Below are 18,389 nucleotides of genomic sequence, written 5' to 3'. Positions count from 1 at the left end.
GAGTGATGCTATAGCGGGCAACTTAAGTCACCTTCAGAACAATTTAAGAATGATTTCAGTTGGGTGGTGCGCTCTTCAGTTTTATGGGTCAAGCAAGCAGAAATAATCATCGGATGTACTGAACCTCCCTCGGTAGCTGATGACTGGAAAGTACAGTCCGCATCACGGTATTTTATCCAGGTCAGTTGCGCACTTTTTAATAATGGCCTTTGGGCTACAGTTGTTTTGGCGAGAAGATCTTTGTAAGTGCGATTAAGTTCGGCATCAGCTTTTTTATAATCTGAATTTGCACATTGATTCATATCCTGTTGTGTTACTGCATTTTTACAATCAACGGCCAGAGCTTGGCTGAGTGGTAGTATCAGTAATGTTGCCAATATTATTTTCTTTTTTCGCATGATAACTCCAAAATAATAATAACTAAAAGTCACAGAAAGCCCCTCCTCAGTAAGGTGGGGCTTTGAATGATATGACATTTATTTCTTAGCCGCTGCCATAATATCCGCTTTCATGTCAGTTATTTTTTTATCGGGTGATTTTTTACAGATATCAATGACTTTAGGGGTATATACAGTATCGACTTCCTGAAAATCGACATTGTCGCCTTTTTTATACTGAGTATCCTCATTCAGTATCCAGAACGCTACTGGAGTCATACTTTTAGGATTAAGATCAAGAAACTCTTTGCAAGTCATATCCTTTGGCGTTGTGGAAGAGGCGAATACCGGAGCCATTGTTGTGACTAAGAGAGTTGCAATAGCAATACTAGATAATGATTTATAGACCATGGTTGTTTCCTTAGCTACTTGTTATATTTCACAGGACATTATTAATGTATGAGGGAGAGTTTTTTCTCATTATTTAGCATGGGCTATAAAATTATATCTTGCCAGGGGTGTGAGTAAATTAATTCCGTGAGGTAATTATTATTAATTAACGTATGATGCATTGTTTTAAAATAAGTTAAATAATGAAAAGCAGATAAATTAAGCCATTTTGCTTTTAACTTATCTGCTGTGGTAAGAATCTATCTATTTTGATAAAAGAGGCTTACAGTATTATGGTTTTTTATTACCTTGTGGTGGCGGGCATAAATGTTTGTCATCATGAGGTGGTTGGCCTTTAGATACATGGCTATTATTATGATCTTTAGGGGGTGGCAATGGGTGGCCGTTCTTGTCTTTAGGCGGTTCAGGAGGGCGCTTGCAGTTCTCACTTGATGATTTCTGCATCTCTTTATGCGCAGGTGGTGCCGCATAGCTGGCCGTCATATTGAATAGTAATACGGTGGACATACATATGATAAGTAACGTCTTCATTCTTACTCCAGTTGTTCAACATCAATCGTGGTGACTATAGCGGATTGATGTCTCAGTTTTCTTTACTGGATTTGTAATGATTTTATCAAGTTAAATGTCATTCCTTATCGAACAAGTGGTGTTACCAGGGCTGGCCTACACTGGTTTATTATTCCGTGTTATAATTCAAAGTGTTATTTCTGGTAGTGTTAGCTGAGTTAATGATATTTTTATTTTTTGTTTTACGTGTTAAATAATAGGTGATTTATATTTATGTCTTTATTTTCTTTTTATCATAGCTGCCTGGATTTTCTTTCCAGGAAAGTATTTGGTAAACACTCAAAAGGTGGGCCAGTGAAGAGAGAGAATGGGAAGCATGAATTATCTACTCTTCAGTTGGACGTGCTGCTGAATGCCGAAAAACAGATCGCCATTATTACTACAGATTTAGATAACTGCATCACGATATATAATGTGGGTGCAGAGAGAATGTTTGGTTATTCTAAGGATGAAGTCTTGGGAAAACCTATTTCCAACATATTGTATATCCCTGAAAAAGGTGAGTCCCAAGTTGATCTGGACTATTTATTACTTAATCGGCGCGAAGCCAATGAGTGGTGCTATCAACGTAAGGATGGTAAACGCTTTTGGGGCACATTGAGTGTCCATGAAATAACCTCTGATAATGGCAATGTTATGGGGTATATCAGTGTGATTGCGGATGTGTCAGAAAGAAAGTCCTTACTGATAGAGCTGGAAAAAAGTAAGCAGATGATGGACAAGTTAACTAAAAACTTGCCAGCGATGATCTATGCATACTATTTAAATTCTGATGGAGAATCTTATTTTAGTTATTGCAGCGAAGGGATTCGGAAAATATTTGACCTTGCGCCAACCGATGTCTTGCGCGTGCCACAAGAGAAAAACCCGCTATTTAGCCGTATTCATACTGACGATAGGGAGATGCTAAAACAGGCGGTTATCACCTCTCAGCAAAATTTATCCGTTTGGCGCTGTGATTTTAGGGTGGAGCTGCCGGGGAAAGGAACGCATTGGCTACATGGTGAGTCTTTCCCAACCCGCAAGGATAATGAAATGGACGCTCCAACTTTTACGGCATCAGAGTGCCTAAATGTGAGTGTTAAAACTCAGAAGAAGGAGCGTCCACATGAAAGTATCTACTCTTGGTATCGACTTGGCAAAAAATGTTTTCCAGCTTCATGGTGTCGGCTGCAACGGTCAAACTGTTCTTAAGAAGAAACTCACCCGCGATAAATTCCTTCCTTTTCTCATGCAACTTGAACCTTGCTTGATTGGCATGGAGGCCTGTGCTTCCAGTCATCATTTTGCGCGTGTTTTACGGCAGTATGGGCATGAGGTTAAACTCATTCCCCCTCAGTATGTGAAACCTTATGTCAAAACGAATAAGACAGATGCCGCTGATGCAGAAGCCATTTGTGAAGCTGTTGCACGGCCTAATATGCGTTTTGTTCAGATTAAAACGGCAGAGCAACAAGCTATTCTGGTGCTGCATACCGAGCGAAATATCCTTATCCGCGAACGCACTGCTTGTGCTAATAGTATGCGGGCCATTTTGGCTGAATTTGGCATTATCATGCCTCGCACATTAAGTCAGCTGTATAAGAAAGTCCCTGAAATACTGGAAGAATATGATAACGAGTTATCACCTTTTGTCCGTTGTAGTGTCGCACGTCAACTTGAACACCTTCAGGGTGTGGAAGATCAAATCACGTTGATCGAACAAGAACTTAGCAGTTGGGCAAAAACACAACCCGCCTGCCAGCGGGTCTTGAAAGTCCCTGGTGTGGGATTGATGACGGCGACCTACCTTGTGGCGTCAGTGGGGAATGGGCAACAATTTCATTCAGCGAAACAGTTTGCCGCCTGGTTGGGATTGGTGCCGAGAGAATTCTCCAGTGGCGGTAAGCAGAGATTGGGCCGAATCAGCAAAAGAGGTGACCGCTATTTCCGTTATCTTCTGGTCCATGGTGCGCGGGCAGTTGCAGCTGTTATTGAGAGACACAAAGACAATATGCCGTGGCTTTACAGGCTGTTGAGTAAAAAGGCCTATAACGTAGCCGTTGTGGCACAGGCCAATAAAACGGCACGTATTTTGTGGTCGATGCTGGTTCATCATACGGAATATCGAACCTTATCCGTGGTTTGAGATAATCTCAAACACGGATAAGGCTCAAGAACAAAAGTGAATACGTTTCAGGTAATTGCAAGTGTAATTATTGAGATGGCAAAACAGGTAAGACCGCAAGTGAGAAACTCCGTGAGCCGCCGGGGCATTTGGCCCGTAAGGATGATAGGAACTCACTTGGCGGATTTCATCATGGTTCGGGCGCAATCGCGCCCATAAAGAAACCGGATATATGGCTGCAATACCTGAGCGCTATTTTCAAGAAAAAACACTTGGTTTATTGGGAGCGTCCATATATGACGGTTCGGTTATTTGGTATGGCTCATTTTTTGATATTACAGAACTTAAACAGTCTGAATCTATCCTAAAAGCATTGGCACAAACAGATGTGCTAACGGGGGTAGCCAATCGCCGTCACTTTGATGATATCTATCAACACATCTGGCAAAAAACACAAACGGAAGGTGGGACACTATCTGTTTTGATGATTGATTTTGACAATTTTAAAAGCTTTAACGACCTTTATGGGCATGCTATGGGGGATGTTTGCCTGAAGTCCATTGTTGAAACGCTATCAAAATCTATTCGTGGCGGTTCAGATATTCTGGCTCGTTATGGTGGTGAGGAATTTATTGTCTTGCTCGCACCTGGCACGTTGTCAGATGCGACGGTGGTTGCCGAGCGCATGCGTCATTCCATCGAAGAGCTGGATATTCCCCACGGCATGTCACCCCACGGGCGAGTGACTATCAGTGTTGGTGTGGCGTCAGTTGCCGAACCGGGCGAACACCTGGTCGCGCAGGATTTATCAGCGGCGGCAGATAAGGCACTCTATCGGGCCAAAACGGCAGGGAAAAACCGGGTTGAGGTGGTGGCACTGAATTAATTAGTGATATAGATGTAGAGAAATGTGAGGTAGGAAGAGGGACTTACTACCTCACAAATATTCGGTATATAACAAAAATGGAGATTTAATGACTACCTGGCTTAATCTGGTCAGTTTGCAAATTCATTGTATCTGAAGAGGGGCAGGGCAAGTCAACGACGTTGCACCATACTCTACTCACCCCCTCATTTCTGGCTGTAATGTTATGACTGACTAATAAGGGTCCTGAGCTTCACGCAGACGTTCTTGTTCTTCAGCGATGACCGCCTGGATCTCCTCCAGCACACCCTCAACATCGGCAGCTTGAGTACTTTCTGCAAATTCGCCAGTTAATGGAGTTTCAGGGTGCAATTTGCCATCTTCATAAAGCGCCCACATCTCTTTGGCATATTTAGTGCCAAGCAATTCCGGGGCATATTGACCATAATAATGTGTCATATTCGCCACATCTCGCTCCAACATGGCCTTAGCATGGTTATTTGCAGCAGCATTAACGGCTTGTGGTAAATCGATAATCACCGGGCCGTCTTTATCGATTAAGACATTAAACTCCGATAAGTCACCATGAACCAAGCCTGCGCACAGCATCCGTACGACATAACGGATCATTATTGCATGGTCAATCAGGGCTTGCTCTTTGCTAAACGGGACATCACTGAGTCGAGGTGCAGCGAGGCCATCTTCATCGGTGACCAGTTCCATGAGCAACACCCCATCAAGGCAGGCATAGGGTTGTGGCACGCGAACACCAGCATTGGCTAACAGGTACAATGCATCCACCTCGGCGGTTTGCCAGGTTTCTTCTTGCTGCTTACGGCCAAACTTAGATCCCTTCGCCATGGCACGCGCATCGCGGCTATTACGTACCTTGCGACCTTCTTGATACTGAACCGCTTGTTTAAAATTGCGATTCTCGGCTTCTTTGTAAACTTTAGCGCAGCGAATATCTTGCCCACAACGGACAACATAGACATCTGCTTCTTTGCCACTTTTTAAACGACGGATGACTTCGTCAACCAAGCCGTCATCAACCAGCGGTTGGATTCGTTTTGGAATTTTCATGGCGTCCTTGTACCCTATTTAAGCCCGCGATGGAATGGCTTTGGCTGAATTTTCCTCCAGTTTACCATTCGAGCCCATCTGCGGGTGGGTTTTTACTGTGTATCAAGCTGCACTGAACTGAGCATTATGCAGTTTGGCATAAGCCCCGTTACGGGCGAGGAGCTCGTGGTGGTCACCTTGTTCAACAATACCTTCTTTATCGACCACAATGATGCGGTCGGCATTTTGAATCGTGGCTAAACGGTGAGCAATCACCAAGGTAGTTCGGCCTTGCGATAGTTCAGTCAATGCTAACTGAATAGCTTGTTCGGTCGCAGTATCCAGCGCAGAGGTCGCTTCGTCCAGAATCAAAATCGGCGGATTTTTCAGGAAGATACGGGCAATAGAAAGGCGCTGTTTTTGCCCGCCCGATAATTTTACTCCGCGCTCACCGACCACAGTATCAAGGCCATCTGGCATAGTCTCAATCAGCTCATCCAAGCGGGCTTGTCGTGCTGCCGCCATTATTTCGTCATCACTGGCATCCAATTTGCCATAGGCGATATTCTCACGAATAGAACCGCCGAATAAGAAAACATCTTGTTGAACAATACCAATATTATTACGTAATGACTGCTGAGTCATATCCCGGATATTGATCCCATCAATGGTGATTGCACCGCCATCAAGTTCATAGAAGCGGGGGAGTAATGAACATAACGTGGTCTTACCGGCCCCCGATGGCCCAACGAATGCGACGGTTTCGCCCGCACGGATTTGCAGATTCAAGTGAGTAAAGATTTTGCTCTGCGGTGAATAACCGAAACTGACATCCTGGTAGCAAATATCCCCTCTGAGATGGCCGACCGGACGGGCATTGGGTTGATCAACAATATCGGGTAAAGTATCAATCAATTGAGTGAATCGTTTAAATCCAGCTATTCCTTTCGGGTAACTTTCCAGCACCGAGGTTATTTTTGCTACTGGGCGGAAAAACACTTCGACTAACAATAGAAAACCGACGAAGCCACCATAGCTCAACTGATCATGAACGACATACCAGGTACCGACTACCATCACAATCAACTGCACCAGACGGGTGCTGAGATAGCTCATGGTCATGCTGGTGGTCATGATGCGGTAAGCCTTCAGCTTCGTCGTACGGTAATCTTCATTATCTTTGGCGAATAATTTCTTCTCATGGGATTCGTTTGCGAATGCTTTTACGACCCGAATACCGCCAATACTTTCTTCAATCCGGGCATTAAAATTCCCTACCTGACCAAAGAGCCGGCGCCAGGTATCTGTCATTTGTGCACCATACCGGCTGACCAAATAGGTCATAAACGGCACAATAACAATAGTGAGCATCGCCAGTGGCAGATGAACGGACGCCATCAGAATAAAGGCACCAATAAATGTCATCACTGCAATAAAAAGATCTTCCGGGCCGTGATGGGCAATTTCCCCGACTTCCTCTAAATCTTTCGTTACATGAGTGATGATATGGCCGGTCTTCATATTGTCGTAATAGCTAAATGATAACTTTTGCAGATGGCTAAATGCCTGGCGACGCATATCGGTTTCAATACCGACACCGAGAGCATGTCCCCAATAGTTAACTATTGCCATGAGCGCTGTATTCAGGAGATAAATCATTAGCAGGCCCGTTGCTGCCCAGACGATCAACACCCAGTCTTGGTTAGGCAGCAGCTTATCAATGAACAGTTTTACCGCCATCGGGAAGCTCAGCTCCAGCAACCCGGCCAAAATTGCACAGCCAAAATCCAGATAGAAAAGCCCTTTGTATGGGGTGTAATAAGAAAAGAAACGGCGGAGCATCAGAAATCCTTACAATTACAGAGGGAAATGACGACACAAAATAAGAGAATCGGTTTGCGGCATCATAAATCGAAATAGTTCTTAATAGCGTTTATTTTGCCAGTTATTAACAGATAATAAAATTCTTATCTGTGAGAATATCCAGAAGCAAAGATAAAATCGAGTTGTGCCAGTGATTTCATAGCGAGGAACAATGACAATGAAGTTGACGATGACGGATACCCCAACAACTGAAGATGTAGCTGAAATAATGGCAGGGTTGAAGGCTTTTAACCGCAATTTCGTCGGTGATAATGGGCGTAAACCATTAGCGGCGTTTATAACGGGTGAGCACGGTGAGAAGTTAGGGGGTATTACTGCCTATACGTTAGGTCATTATCTGAGTATAGAATTGTTATGGGTATCAGATACATTACGTCATTGTGGGGCGGGTAGTAAACTGATGCAGGCAGTTGAGCAGGAAGCAATACAGCGCGGATGTAAATTCGCCCAAGTCGATACATTCAGTTTTCAAGCGCGGCCTTTCTATGAAAAGCTTGGTTATCAATTGCAGATGACGTTAGAAAATGTCGTAGATGAGTACCATCGTTATTATCTAACGAAAAGTCTGATGAGCTAAATTACGTCGAAATAGACATAAATAGATAATTTTTATGGCACTCAGGCGCCGAACGAATAAAACAACGCTCAACTCAGTTCAGCAATACACCAATGTACGACACCATTTTCACGATGGCTACGTGCATTATTTATGCTTGCTATACTCAAACGATGAATATTCAGCTTTTGACGAAAGCTCACATTTTTGCTGAATAGCAGCTGGTCTTAAGCTTTTATTAGGTTAATGTGGCTTACATAGGATTAACTCTTGTAAAGGGACATAAATATGGCGGCCTCTTCAAATAAAAAGTTATCACTGTGGTCATTAACTTCGCTGGTCGTCGGTTCAATGATAGGTGCCGGTATTTTCTCTTTACCCGCGACATTTGGCCGTGCCACTGGGGGTTTTGGCGCACTCATCGCCTGGGTTATTGCCGGGGGCGGCATGCTAACTCTGGCTTTTGTTTTCCAGACATTGGCGCAGCGTAAACCTGAACTCGATTCTGGTGTTTATATTTATGCGAAAACCGGATTTGGTGACTATGCCGGTTTTGCGTCGGCTATCGGTTTCTGGGCTGGTGCATGTATCGGCAGTGTCTCTTATTTTGTACTGATCAAATCAACACTCGGGGCATTCTTTCCACTATTTGGCGATGGCAATACTTTATCCGCTGTATTAATTGCCTCATTCATTTTGTGGAGTTTCCATTTTATGGTGTTACGTGGCATCAAAGAGGCGGCGGCGATTAATACCATTGCAACTTTTGCTAAAGTTATTCCAATATTTATTTTTATTATTGTTTTAGCATTTGCCTTCCATACCGATACTTTCGCATTAAATTTCTGGGGCACTCAGCCTCTGGGGGCGGTGGGTGACCTCACCCATCTGGACGATTATGGTTATACCGGTCATGCAGCCTTGGAAATAGGCTCAGGTTCTGAATCTCTGTTTTCTCAAGTTCGTAGCACTATGCTGGTGACTGTATTTGTTTTTGTCGGTATAGAGGGGGCGAGTGTATATTCCCGCTATGCCAAAGAAAGAAAACACGTCGGTATAGCGACTGTTTTAGGTTTTATTGGTGTTTTATGTCTGCTGGTGTTGGTTACCCTGCTTTCCTATGGTGTACTGCTACGCCCTGATCTAGCTGCTTTACGTCAACCCTCAATGGCAGGGGTGTTAGAGCATATCGTAGGCCGGTGGGGGGCAATATTTATCAGTATTGGATTGATCATCTCAGTGATGGGTGCCTATTTGTCGTGGACTCTACTGGCGGCCGAAGCGCTTTATTGTGCAGCAAAAAGTCATATTATGCCGAGTGTCTTGGCAACCGAGAATAAACACGGGGTACCCTCCGCAGCGGTTTGGATGTCTAATATTTTTATCCAATTATTCTTAATTGTTACGCTTTTCACTGAATATGCTTTCCAACTCGCACTTGAGTTAACCAGCTCACTGGTTCTGATTCCCTATCTATTGGTTGCTGCCTATGGCTTGAAATTGGCCTGGACCCGAGAGACATACTCTGTGGGAGCGAAAGACCATAAGAAAGATTTTATTATTGCATTGATAGCCACATTCTATGCCGTATTGATGGTGTATGCCGGAGGTTTGAAATACATATTATTATCGGCAGTGATATACGGTCCAGGAACCTTGTTGTTTATTATCGCTAAACGCGAGCAGAAGAAATTAGTCTTCTCGGCTATTGAAAAATGTGCTTTTGCCGTTGCACTCATTGCTGCGGTTGCGGCGCTATACAGCCTTGCGACAGGTATTATCACTGTGTGATAAGATTGACGATATTCAATGCGCATGGACAGGGAATTTCAATCCTGGACGATGAAATGCAATACATTATCTATCTTAATGTGTTTGGCGTATTTCCCCATCTTTACAATGGGTGGGCTTGATATATAACACAGACTACGACAGGATCGCGTTGTAAAAGCCTGTAGTCAGGCTAGCGCTAGTATGATTTTTGATAAACATGCGCTAATAAAACGCGATTTTTCTTATGCAGGGTTACGGCTGGTGTGTTTTGCCAGTAGGTATTGTTTTGAAAAAACAAGAAAATATTACCCAGAATAGCGACTATTCAACGGGAATTGGCGACGCACAATTTGCGCTCGTGGTTTTACTGACAACATCATGTTTGCTGATCGCAATAACGTTGATTGTGATCCTATGGTTAATTTGATGCGCCATAGACATTAGGGAGAATATATGGACAAGAGCTTGTTTGATGAAAATAAAGTCATTGCACTGATTGGTTTACTGCTGGCGGCACTTATTGTGGTGAGTACGATGTTTGTAATGACCTACATGGCGGATCGCCAGCGTAACGAAATACAAATTGTTGACGTGCAGAATTGCTACAAAAAAAACTGAGAATATATTCGCCGGTTAGCGTTGGTAAGCATTCAGGCGAATAATAGTATTGTGTGGATTACGCCAGTTTCTGGTGAGTGGTATGCAAGGGCAAAGCGATATTGAGGTCAATATCTGTATTTTGCCGGAAGTCGTACGGGGTTATGCCGTAACGTTTTCTGAACATGTAAGTAAAGTGTGACTGTGAACCAAAGCCAAAATCCAAAGCAATATCAAAGATAGTGCTGTCACTGCTACGCAGTTGATAGACAGCACCCGCTAAGCGCCTTTCTCGAATGTATTTACCTAATGACACCCCTGTCACTTCTTTAAATATTTTCTGCATATGCCAGAGAGAATAGCCTGAGTACGCGGCTAACTCTTCAAGGTAGATGACTCTCCCCAGATGGGTTTCGACCCATTTACTGAGGGCGCAGACTAACGCGAGATGATTTTCTTGTGACATTATTTAGTCTGTTTTTTCTGGTTAGGAGAAGTGCAGTATACACAAGTTGAATCTAACAACACAAAACACCAAATTGGCTTTGATTGTAGCCAATATATCATGAAGGCTTTTCAAGATGTGTTTGCAAAAGAACTTTCTGGTGCCATAGTAAAAGGGTAGTGTCATCTGAAAGGGGGATACCCCGAGGATAAAAGGTTGAGTTTGGAAAAATAGAAATTAAAAGATGAGGTGATCGCATGTTGATAACAGTGATTATGACTCTGATAGCGGTTGTGGGTGTGACCGTCTTTCTAAAGATGCCAGTAATGGTTCTGCACAAAGATAAAAGCGTAGGAGGTGATAAACTGTGAGACTAGAAATATTGTGATCAATAGATATGTAATGACTTCTCTTCCGAACCAGGTGATTGATAACTATCAAACCTGGTTTTTTTACACCTATTTTTAGTCTTTAGCACCATTGACCCAGTCCTCGTCACGTACCGATCTTTTTTAGCCGCAACAAATGCCTCAGTTAATGACTTAATGCACCGAGTTATCTCGGTAGGTTGTTCATTAATCGAAGATAATGCTTACCAATAAAATCGTGAGTATGACACTGTCGGCTAAAGATATATGCCCAAGGGCGTGATATCCTTGTGCAATATTATTGTGAAGGAATTATTCATGTCTGAAATGTTCACTAATGACCAAGAACTGGTCTCCGATCTGGTTGCTTGTCAATTGGTTATCAAACAAATTCTTGATGTGATTGATATTATTGCGCCGACCGAAGTGCGGGATAAAATGTCTCATCAACTCAAAGCTATTGATTTCGCTTCACATCCTGCGGGAGCTGATCCGGTAACCAAGCGTGCAATTGAGAAAGCCATTGCATTGATTGATATGAAGTTTACGCAGAAGTAACGCACTGTCAGTTGCGTTTTGGTCTGTACATTGAGCACAGACCAAAACCGGTGAACTGGACAAACTGCGGATGAGTACGAACCTGCTACAGGTTATTCAAAAACATTATTGCCAATTTTTTTCACTAAAGGGCAGTTACTAACACCGATGATGCCATTCTCTCCGTTTATAAATTGAGCGGTTGAGATACCTCTGGCCGTCAGATATTTACATTGCAAACCGATGCCTGCGGCGTTTTTTTCGCTGCCAATCAGTACACCATAGCCCGAAAAGAGCAAGCCCAAGTATATGATTGCCACCACCAAGAGAAGTCTGAATAAACTCATATGGTCACTCCCTGTAATTAGTTTTACTTATTATATAATAGATAAGTTTAACACTTTAACTTGTAATAATGAGAGGGGTAATAGTAAAAATCCTAAACTCTATTGATTTATAGCGCGAAATTGTAAAATAGCCACTAAAATGGGATGCTAACGTGATGACAAACATGAGTAATTACATCTTGGCTATAAATGGTTGATGTTTAGTAAAGTATAATTAAAAGAAAATGTTGAATAAGGTGCCTGATTTGAACATTAAAAAACTTGTTGCAACGGTAGGGATCATTGCCGTTTGTTGCTTGTTTTATCTGTTAGCCCTTGATAGTTATTGTGACCAAGGGGGAACTTTCTCTACCGGTATTTGCACCATTACTTCGATTATTCCATGGTAAGGATAACCTACCTTCTCGTTATATAATAACCAGTAAAAACTATTTCTAATAGTTAGAGGTTAATGACAAACCTATTTTGCTGCACTGAGACTAACGGGGCGACTGCACCGATGGGCGCTCCGACGGCTCACGCCGTTACGACCCATTCGGCACATTTCCCCTTTTATCAACTTTGTCAGCAGTCTGAAACTATTTCTAATAGTTATCGTTATTAAGTGTTAATCGATTGCTCGGATTAACCTTTGTGACGAGGAGAGTGATAAGATAGTACCTTCGTCACGCATGTAATAGGGTAGTCAATGTTAGATACAAATATGGGTACAATGGGTATTGTCCCAATCGCTTTTTCGCTGTTTACCGTCATTTTTTTCTTGATAGTTTGGTTCTTTTTGAGCCGTGCCAGCGTGCGAGCAAACGAACAAATTCGCTTGTTACAAGACATCGTCGAACAACAGAAACAGCAAACAGAATTACTCAAAGCATTACTGGCTAACGCAACGGGTACCAGTGACTTTCAAAGTGACAGTGATATCGTTTCTCCTCTTGATTTTAAAGGCGTTATTCCGGAGAGATAAACTCACCGACTCTGGCGCTGTGAGTTGACAGTGTCAGAGTGATATTCATACCTCTTTCCTTTCGCTTTCCCCGATGTTCTGCTTTATCTCCTGGCGTCAGGTCACTTTTTTATCAAGCTAAAACAAACGTGTTGATTGTCATAAATTTGTCTTAATTTCGCCGTAATGTAGCCTGAACTTTAAAGGCGAATGGTGATTCGGATGATTAAATGGTATGAAGAAAGTGACAGCGAAGTGAACAGAAGCATTGCGTTACTGAGCGGTGAGGATCCCGACAAGTGGTATCCGTATGGCGGCATTAAAGGCAAAGATTACTGTAAGAACCCTTCCGACGCATGGCCTATCATCTACGCCAACAAAATTGGTCTCTATTCCCCAGAAATTAATGATAATAATCAGTGGAATGCCAGAATTACCAATCCGCAAGGTGAATGGCAAGCCTATAGCCAAAGCCCGCTGCGCGCGGCGATGATCTGTTATTTGCTCAGTCAGGAAGTGTGATAATCCACCCCTAGTCATTCTCAGTAATAGTGAATGCCCCGTGAAGTTCGGATCGCGGGAATGACAAACGGTAAGGCGTTTTTTGATTGCTTTCGTGGAGCTGATGATGAAACGTATCATTAAAGGTGATTCAAATTTGTCACACTTGGTTATTGCTCATGCTGCAATTGACCACCATCAAAAGTCCTATGGCGAACGCCGCCAAGGCTGGCCATCAACTTATCTTATCCGCTACAAGAATAATCGAGTTGCAGTCGAAGTTGTCACCCGGCGTCAATCCTATGTGGCTACATTAATGATTGGTGCCCGAAATTTGAGCAAGTTATGTGGTATATCTGCGTTACATCCCTGAGGGATATCCAGAGCCTCAGTTAATAGAACATTTGGCATATATAGTTCTAGCCGATTGATTTTCATCCTGCTACTCACTAATGACCTTAATCCTTGCCGCAAGCAGGTTTAAGTGTTAAAAAACCGCCGCAGATTCATTTACGAAAGGCGCTTTTTACCACGCTAGTGTGTAACAGTGCGGCAGAGGATAGGATGGAACAGCAGTTGCAGGATTCAACATTAAAACGCGGTTTAAAAAATCGCCATATTCAGCTAATTGCTCTAGGTGGAGCCATTGGCACCGGGCTATTTCTGGGGATAGCGCAAACCATTAAAATGGCTGGCCCTTCAGTGATATTGGGTTATGCCATCGGCGGTTTTATTGCATTTCTCATTATGCGTCAGCTAGGTGAAATGGTTGTTGAGGAACCTGTTGCCGGTTCATTCAGTCACTTCGCCTACAAATATTGGGGCGATTTCGCCGGATTTTTGTCTGGTTGGAACTACTGGGCAATGTTTATCTTGGTCGGAATGGCCGAATTGACCGCAGTAGGCATTTATATTCAATATTGGTGGCCAGAAATTCCAACCTGGGTATCAGCCGCTATATTCTTTGTTCTGATTAATGCCATCAATCTTGTTAATGTGCGTATGTATGGTGAAACTGAGTTTTGGTTCGCGATCATCAAGGTTGTCGCCATTATCGGTATGATTGTATTTGGCGCGTATCTGTTGGCATCTGGCTCAGGCGGGCCAAATGCTTCTGTCACTAACCTCTGGGCACAGGGCGGCTTTATGCCTCATGGCTTTAGCGGATTAGTGATGGCGATGGCGGTGATTATGTTCTCTTTCGGTGGGCTAGAAATGGTGGGCATTACTGCCGCAGAAGCTGAAGACCCACATCACAGTATTCCTAAAGCAACCAATCAGGTTGTCTATCGTATCCTTATTTTTTATATCGGCTCATTAGCCGTGCTTTTATCACTTTATCCGTGGGGCAAGGTAGTGGAAGGCGGCAGTCCTTTTGTCATGATTTTCCATGCCTTGGATAGCAATCTGGTCGCCACAATTTTGAACGTGGTGGTGTTGACTGCGGCACTGTCGGTTTACAACAGCGGTGTGTACTGCAATAGCCGTATGTTGTTCGGCCTGGCATCTCAGGGCAACGCGCCCAAGGTGTTGACCAAAGTGAATAAGCGCGGAGTGCCAATTTTATCAATCGCGCTTTCAGCCTTGGCGACTTCTGCCGGTGTGGTTATTAACTATGTCATGCCAGGTAAGGCGTTTGAATTACTGATGGCACTAGTAGTATCAACACTAGTTATCAATTGGGTCATGATCTGTTTGGCGCACTTGAAGTTCCGCGCCGCCAAAGTGCGAGAAGGTGTAGAACCACGCTTCAAAGCACTTTGGTATCCCTACGGTAATTATCTGTGTCTGGTATTCCTGATGCTGATTCTGGTCATCATGTACCTTACCGATGGGATTCAGATCTCAGTACTGATGATGCCAGCATGGATTGCACTATTGTGGTGCGGCTTTATGCTAACTCGCCGGAAAAGTAAGAATAGCCAATCTAAATTGAAGGATTCCAGCGCCGTCTGATTAGATTGTTATATGGCGCTAAAATAGCCGGGCAGCAACAATGAAGCCCGGCTATTTTTTACTTAAAAAGCAATCCATCGTTTACATTATCAGCAATAAATAAGATAGATAATTCCCACTTTATAATAGGAGAGGGCTATCGTCTTTTTCTGAAGTTATTAACTCTAATTGAGATTGATTCTTAATAAGGATGTATAGCCACTTTAATATTATGGTTAAATGTATTGAATGATATATCCAATTAGAATTGCCAACGCATCCAGGTAAACAATACATTACCATTATTATAAGTGCCGGGAATGTAGGTGGTTTGTAGTGAAAATTTATTATATTCAATAGAGATAAGCGGCAATGGTAATGGAATTGGGATGTAATGGTATTCATGACGTGCGGTAATACTGGCCGTAAAACCTACCCCAAAACGCCAGCCGTCCATTTCCGCTGGGATCCACATCTTTTGATAGCCATAACCTATAATCGGCTCAACTTCATTGTGTGAGTCCATAAACGCCATCGCATATACTGCGTGCCAGTTGTTGTTCTCATCATAGCGATACTTGCCGTAGCCGATGCCCCAAGGACGCTCATTGTATGACTCTATCTTGTCATCATCATAGGTCCAGCGGTTGTGCCACGTGTTCAGCGGAATATACAGTTCTTGGTTGGGGGAATCCCACGCGAGAGAAATATTACGCAACAGGCGTTGCCATAGGTTGTCATTATCGACTGACAGCTCGCTGTGTTGACCTGTAGAGGTATTGCTTGGTGGTAATTTATCTTCTGCCAGAACCGCGTTAACTTGACCCAAGCATAGGCTACTGAAAATACACGCGGAAATAAGATGTTTATAACTCATGGTATAGCTCTCTGATGCTGATAAGGTGAAATAAGATTTCCTTGCACCAGATAATCTTCAAACCTATCAAAATTAATAACTAATACTGCATATTTAAATGAGAAAAAGAATATAGCCTCAAGCTTAAACGAATCTATAACGAGAAAGTAATATAGAGTTTTAAACTGCGCGCCAGAGTAGTAGAAATTTAATTACAGAGCATCAAGAAATATCTTATTCTATTTCCTGTAGCACAATTGGTGGGCGAAATGAGTGACACTTCTATTACCCTGAACTGACTAAAATGAGGTGTTTTTGAGTATATTTATACACAATCAATAAAGCGGTATTGCACTTAGATGGTGCGTTTCCGTTCCTGCGGATAACGTATTGCATCTATATGACACATTAAGTTGTTATTTATTTGGTCATTCTTTAATCATTGCGTTCGATATTTTGAACCGTTTTTCTTGAAGAGAAAATCGATTTTTTCCTGCTTGTTTTGCCGTGCGCATTTTCACATCCTCTTAAATCGAGAAATATCATTTTTTTGAATTTTTAGAATGACTATTTTCCCGCACATAATCTGAGGTTAACTAAGGGGTTAGTCTCACGAATCGATAAGCTACAACCTCTTGATGGAAGGGGACTGCGAGAGAAACTAAGCATGAGATATATTCAATTATTATATATTTAATACCAATAAATTTTATACCAATACTGCTTTCAGCGATCCATTCGAGATGGAAACCAAGAAGGGTTTACGTAAGAAGTATTATAAAAAGAGTTAGCTTAAATGTTAAAAACCAGTAAGAAAGCGGGATAGGACAGTATAAAAAAATAGAGCAGAAAATACGATGACCTTCAACAAATTTTAGCATATTTACGCATTCTTTATGAGCAACCGTTTCAAATATGTGCGACAGGTTCACCCTTGATTAAAAATGGCTTGCCATCGAATACAGAGTATGTGATAACGCATATGGGTAAAACGAGGTACAGTTCTGTATATGTGTGGCATTTTCAGTAAAGAAGTTCTGAGTAAAGACGTTAGCGTTGAATACCGCTTCTCTGCCGATCCTTATCTTAGTGCCTCAAGCAGTAACGACTCTAGTTTGTCTATGTAAACGCCTACGGGCGAGTTAAACAATCCAAAGGAAATACTCAAGATGGCAAAGATCAAAGGTCAAGTTAAGTGGTGCAACGAGTCTAAAGGTTTCGGTTTCATCACTCCAGCTGACGGCAGCAAAGATGTGTTCGTACACTTCTCTGCAATCCAGGGTAATGGCTTCAAAACCCTGGCTGAAGGCCAGAACGTAGAGTTCGAAATCCAAGACGGTCAGAAAGGTCCGTCTGCAGTAAACGTTACTGCAATCTAATCAGCTCTTTTGCTGTTAAAAACCCGCCTTTGTGCGGGTTTTTTTGTTTCAGGAACAGCATCGATTCAATCTGTCAGTTAAGGCAAGATAATTAATCCCGAATATTGATTACGGCCTTTAATACCGGGATGGCTTGGGTCAATCGCTTGCTGTTGGCTGGTTCGGCGAAAACTGGTGTATTTAAAACGAGGCTGGGCATTATCCCTATCATCTGGCGTGGTGGTGCATATTGTACAACTCCCGACCCTATCAATTTGATGAATGCCGGCACCCCGTAACTGGTGCTCAGCTATGGCTGCTAAGTTAAGGTGGCGAAAACGCGGCGAAATAATATTTTTTGCCAGCGGTAATTCGTTAATAAACCGTTCCACCAGTTCTTCATTAACTTCATAACAGCAGGAACGGGCGGCAGGCCCAATGGCGGCCACCCAATTTGCCGGATTATCATCGCCGGCAATGCGTTCAACCATCCTTAGAATAATGCCATCTAATAAACCGCGCCAACCGGCGTGAACCACGGCAATACCTTTTCCATCCCGTTGACTGAAAATCACCGGCAGACAATCCGCCGTCAAAACAGTTAATAAAATGCCAGATTGAGTGGTGTACAGGCCATCGGCTTCACCACACTCTTGCCCCAGCGTTATTACATCGACAATCGTGGTGCCATGAACCTGTTTTTTATTGGCTTGTGATGCCTGGTAAGGCTGGAGGCAGTCAGGTAATAGGGCAGATTTATTACCAAAACCATAGCAAATAGTGGTGATTCGGCTGAGATGAGGTGAAAAATCGGTCATAGGACTTACCTAAGGAAGAAAAAAGACGCTATCCAGTGTAAGCCGTTTTTTAACTTATTGACCAGTCACCTTTTCTTTT

Annotated in this window: 22 protein-coding genes and 2 pseudogenes; 15 read left to right on the top strand and 9 right to left on the bottom strand. The window is 42.9% G+C overall.

The genetic code is table 11. The features are described from left to right. Positions 1-8: 8 nt before the first annotated feature. The 3 genes from FGL26_RS06670 to FGL26_RS06660 all read right to left on the bottom strand — a co-directional run bounded on the left by FGL26_RS06670 (position 9) and on the right by FGL26_RS06660 (position 1,319). A complete protein-coding gene (locus FGL26_RS06670) occupies positions 9-398 on the bottom strand; it encodes a lysozyme inhibitor LprI family protein (protein ID WP_011816150.1) in 390 nt (129 codons plus the stop codon). A 78-nt stretch (positions 399-476) separates the two neighbouring features. Next, positions 477-788 (bottom strand): acid-activated periplasmic chaperone HdeB, encoded by a 312-nt coding sequence (hdeB, locus tag FGL26_RS06665; RefSeq protein WP_005170563.1) that lies wholly within the window; start codon positions 786-788, stop codon positions 477-479. 270 nt (positions 789-1,058) lie between these two features. Beyond that, positions 1,059-1,319, bottom strand: coding sequence for a hypothetical protein (locus FGL26_RS06660; protein WP_005170561.1), 261 nt, complete (start codon positions 1,317-1,319; stop codon positions 1,059-1,061). A gap of 252 nt (positions 1,320-1,571) precedes the next feature. Here FGL26_RS06660 and FGL26_RS06655 point away from each other — a divergent pair. From FGL26_RS06655 to FGL26_RS06640, 3 genes and pseudogenes are all read left to right on the top strand, one after another. Next, positions 1,572-2,390: pseudogene (locus tag FGL26_RS06655) on the top strand (PAS domain-containing protein); the annotation flags it as partial. A gap of 76 nt (positions 2,391-2,466) precedes the next feature. After that, complete coding sequence (locus FGL26_RS06650) at positions 2,467-3,486, top strand: IS110-like element ISYen1 family transposase (RefSeq protein WP_050316646.1); 1,020 nt, start codon at positions 2,467-2,469, stop codon at positions 3,484-3,486. A 277-nt stretch (positions 3,487-3,763) separates the two neighbouring features. After that, positions 3,764-4,351, top strand: a pseudogene (locus FGL26_RS06640) (GGDEF domain-containing protein); the annotation flags it as partial. 213 nt (positions 4,352-4,564) lie between these two features. Here FGL26_RS06640 and FGL26_RS06635 read toward each other — a convergent pair. Together FGL26_RS06635 and FGL26_RS06630 are read right to left on the bottom strand one after the other, a co-directional pair. Then, positions 4,565-5,413, bottom strand: a complete 849-nt coding sequence (locus FGL26_RS06635; RefSeq protein ID WP_005158129.1) for a PA4780 family RIO1-like protein kinase — start codon at positions 5,411-5,413, stop codon at positions 4,565-4,567. Positions 5,414-5,515: 102 nt separating this feature from the next. Further along, entirely contained in the window at positions 5,516-7,234 is a 1,719-nt protein-coding gene (locus FGL26_RS06630) for an ABC transporter ATP-binding protein (protein WP_005170559.1), read from the bottom strand. Positions 7,235-7,433: 199 nt separating this feature from the next. Here FGL26_RS06630 and FGL26_RS06625 point away from each other — a divergent pair, with 199 nt between their 5' ends. The 4 genes from FGL26_RS06625 to FGL26_RS06610 all read left to right on the top strand — a co-directional run bounded on the left by FGL26_RS06625 (position 7,434) and on the right by FGL26_RS06610 (position 10,223). Beyond that, on the top strand, positions 7,434-7,853 hold the full coding sequence (locus tag FGL26_RS06625) for a GNAT family N-acetyltransferase (protein WP_005170558.1): 420 nt from the start codon (positions 7,434-7,436) through the stop codon (positions 7,851-7,853). Positions 7,854-8,120: 267 nt separating this feature from the next. Next, positions 8,121-9,623, top strand: coding sequence for an amino acid permease (locus FGL26_RS06620; RefSeq protein ID WP_032908459.1), 1,503 nt, complete (start codon positions 8,121-8,123; stop codon positions 9,621-9,623). 226 nt (positions 9,624-9,849) lie between these two features. Beyond that, the gene (locus tag FGL26_RS06615) at positions 9,850-10,032 is read left to right on the top strand and encodes a hypothetical protein (RefSeq protein ID WP_005170555.1); all 183 of its coding nucleotides are present in this window, start codon (positions 9,850-9,852) and stop codon (positions 10,030-10,032) included. 26 nt (positions 10,033-10,058) lie between these two features. Further along, complete coding sequence (locus tag FGL26_RS06610; RefSeq protein ID WP_005170553.1) at positions 10,059-10,223, top strand: hypothetical protein; 165 nt, start codon at positions 10,059-10,061, stop codon at positions 10,221-10,223. A 58-nt stretch (positions 10,224-10,281) separates the two neighbouring features. Here FGL26_RS06610 and FGL26_RS06605 read toward each other — a convergent pair whose 3' ends face one another. Then, a complete protein-coding gene (locus tag FGL26_RS06605; protein WP_005158136.1) occupies positions 10,282-10,668 on the bottom strand; it encodes a helix-turn-helix domain-containing protein in 387 nt (128 codons plus the stop codon). Positions 10,669-11,333: 665 nt separating this feature from the next. Here FGL26_RS06605 and FGL26_RS06600 point away from each other — a divergent pair. Next, positions 11,334-11,573, top strand: coding sequence for a DUF2766 family protein (locus FGL26_RS06600; RefSeq protein ID WP_005170549.1), 240 nt, complete (start codon positions 11,334-11,336; stop codon positions 11,571-11,573). Between the two features lie 92 nt (positions 11,574-11,665). Here FGL26_RS06600 and FGL26_RS06595 read toward each other — a convergent pair whose 3' ends face one another. Beyond that, the gene (locus FGL26_RS06595; protein ID WP_005163677.1) at positions 11,666-11,899 is read right to left on the bottom strand and encodes a YobH family protein; all 234 of its coding nucleotides are present in this window, start codon (positions 11,897-11,899) and stop codon (positions 11,666-11,668) included. Positions 11,900-12,144: 245 nt separating this feature from the next. On the opposite strand from FGL26_RS06595, the gene mgrB reads away from it, so the two are divergent. The 5 genes from mgrB (at position 12,145) to FGL26_RS06570 (ending at position 15,299) form a co-directional block, all read left to right on the top strand. Beyond that, complete coding sequence (gene mgrB / locus FGL26_RS21840; RefSeq protein WP_005170546.1) at positions 12,145-12,288, top strand: PhoP/PhoQ regulatory lipoprotein MgrB; 144 nt, start codon at positions 12,145-12,147, stop codon at positions 12,286-12,288. 299 nt (positions 12,289-12,587) lie between these two features. Further along, on the top strand, positions 12,588-12,863 hold the full coding sequence (locus FGL26_RS06585) for a YebO family protein (RefSeq protein ID WP_005170543.1): 276 nt from the start codon (positions 12,588-12,590) through the stop codon (positions 12,861-12,863). Positions 12,864-13,064: 201 nt separating this feature from the next. Next, complete coding sequence (locus tag FGL26_RS06580) at positions 13,065-13,364, top strand: phage protein NinX family protein (protein ID WP_005163675.1); 300 nt, start codon at positions 13,065-13,067, stop codon at positions 13,362-13,364. Between the two features lie 106 nt (positions 13,365-13,470). After that, a complete protein-coding gene (locus FGL26_RS06575) occupies positions 13,471-13,716 on the top strand; it encodes a DUF4060 family protein (protein WP_005170540.1) in 246 nt (81 codons plus the stop codon). Positions 13,717-13,907: 191 nt separating this feature from the next. Continuing rightward, a complete protein-coding gene (locus tag FGL26_RS06570) occupies positions 13,908-15,299 on the top strand; it encodes an amino acid permease (RefSeq protein ID WP_005170536.1) in 1,392 nt (463 codons plus the stop codon). Between the two features lie 241 nt (positions 15,300-15,540). On the opposite strand, the gene pagP is transcribed toward FGL26_RS06570, so the two are convergent. Then, the gene (pagP, locus tag FGL26_RS06565; protein WP_005170533.1) at positions 15,541-16,155 is read right to left on the bottom strand and encodes a lipid IV(A) palmitoyltransferase PagP; all 615 of its coding nucleotides are present in this window, start codon (positions 16,153-16,155) and stop codon (positions 15,541-15,543) included. A 989-nt stretch (positions 16,156-17,144) separates the two neighbouring features. Between pagP and FGL26_RS06560 the strand changes: the two genes are divergently transcribed. Both FGL26_RS06560 and cspE read left to right on the top strand, forming a co-directional pair. Further along, a complete protein-coding gene (locus tag FGL26_RS06560; protein ID WP_002211058.1) occupies positions 17,145-17,261 on the top strand; it encodes a DUF2627 domain-containing protein in 117 nt (38 codons plus the stop codon). A gap of 42 nt (positions 17,262-17,303) precedes the next feature. After that, a complete protein-coding gene (gene cspE, locus FGL26_RS06555; RefSeq protein WP_032912739.1) occupies positions 17,304-17,513 on the top strand; it encodes a transcription antiterminator/RNA stability regulator CspE in 210 nt (69 codons plus the stop codon). A 77-nt stretch (positions 17,514-17,590) separates the two neighbouring features. Here the strand turns inward: cspE and pgeF are convergent, their stop codons facing one another. Beyond that, positions 17,591-18,310 carry a peptidoglycan editing factor PgeF gene (gene pgeF / locus FGL26_RS06550; protein ID WP_005170529.1) on the bottom strand — a complete coding sequence of 240 codons (720 nt, stop codon included), beginning with the start codon at positions 18,308-18,310 and terminating at the stop codon, positions 17,591-17,593. Positions 18,311-18,389 lie beyond the last annotated feature (79 nt).

The organism is Yersinia enterocolitica subsp. enterocolitica (genome assembly GCF_901472495.1).
Lineage (GTDB): Bacteria > Pseudomonadota > Gammaproteobacteria > Enterobacterales > Enterobacteriaceae > Yersinia > Yersinia enterocolitica.
Note: the sequence above shows the minus strand (reverse complement) of the source record. Positions and strands in the feature narration are given on the sequence as shown.

Coding starts and splice junctions, on each gene's coding strand:
- FGL26_RS06595 (WP_005163677.1), bottom strand. CDS start 11,899: ATGAGTTTATTCAGACTTCTCTTGGTGGTGGCAATCATATACTTGGGC.
- FGL26_RS06605 (WP_005158136.1), bottom strand. CDS start 10,668: ATGTCACAAGAAAATCATCTCGCGTTAGTCTGCGCCCTCAGTAAATGG.
- FGL26_RS06580 (WP_005163675.1), top strand. CDS start 13,065: ATGATTAAATGGTATGAAGAAAGTGACAGCGAAGTGAACAGAAGCATT.
- hdeB (WP_005170563.1), bottom strand. CDS start 788: ATGGTCTATAAATCATTATCTAGTATTGCTATTGCAACTCTCTTAGTC.
- FGL26_RS06670 (WP_011816150.1), bottom strand. CDS start 398: ATGCGAAAAAAGAAAATAATATTGGCAACATTACTGATACTACCACTC.
- FGL26_RS06570 (WP_005170536.1), top strand. CDS start 13,908: ATGGAACAGCAGTTGCAGGATTCAACATTAAAACGCGGTTTAAAAAAT.
- pagP (WP_005170533.1), bottom strand. CDS start 16,155: ATGAGTTATAAACATCTTATTTCCGCGTGTATTTTCAGTAGCCTATGC.
- FGL26_RS06615 (WP_005170555.1), top strand. CDS start 9,850: ATGCAGGGTTACGGCTGGTGTGTTTTGCCAGTAGGTATTGTTTTGAAA.
- FGL26_RS06635 (WP_005158129.1), bottom strand. CDS start 5,413: ATGAAAATTCCAAAACGAATCCAACCGCTGGTTGATGACGGCTTGGTT.
- FGL26_RS06630 (WP_005170559.1), bottom strand. CDS start 7,234: ATGCTCCGCCGTTTCTTTTCTTATTACACCCCATACAAAGGGCTTTTC.
- FGL26_RS06600 (WP_005170549.1), top strand. CDS start 11,334: ATGTCTGAAATGTTCACTAATGACCAAGAACTGGTCTCCGATCTGGTT.
- pgeF (WP_005170529.1), bottom strand. CDS start 18,310: ATGACCGATTTTTCACCTCATCTCAGCCGAATCACCACTATTTGCTAT.
- FGL26_RS06625 (WP_005170558.1), top strand. CDS start 7,434: ATGAAGTTGACGATGACGGATACCCCAACAACTGAAGATGTAGCTGAA.
- FGL26_RS06575 (WP_005170540.1), top strand. CDS start 13,471: ATGAAACGTATCATTAAAGGTGATTCAAATTTGTCACACTTGGTTATT.
- FGL26_RS06610 (WP_005170553.1), top strand. CDS start 10,059: ATGGACAAGAGCTTGTTTGATGAAAATAAAGTCATTGCACTGATTGGT.
- FGL26_RS06560 (WP_002211058.1), top strand. CDS start 17,145: ATGTGTGGCATTTTCAGTAAAGAAGTTCTGAGTAAAGACGTTAGCGTT.
- cspE (WP_032912739.1), top strand. CDS start 17,304: ATGGCAAAGATCAAAGGTCAAGTTAAGTGGTGCAACGAGTCTAAAGGT.
- FGL26_RS06585 (WP_005170543.1), top strand. CDS start 12,588: ATGTTAGATACAAATATGGGTACAATGGGTATTGTCCCAATCGCTTTT.
- FGL26_RS06660 (WP_005170561.1), bottom strand. CDS start 1,319: ATGAAGACGTTACTTATCATATGTATGTCCACCGTATTACTATTCAAT.
- FGL26_RS06650 (WP_050316646.1), top strand. CDS start 2,467: ATGAAAGTATCTACTCTTGGTATCGACTTGGCAAAAAATGTTTTCCAG.
- FGL26_RS06620 (WP_032908459.1), top strand. CDS start 8,121: ATGGCGGCCTCTTCAAATAAAAAGTTATCACTGTGGTCATTAACTTCG.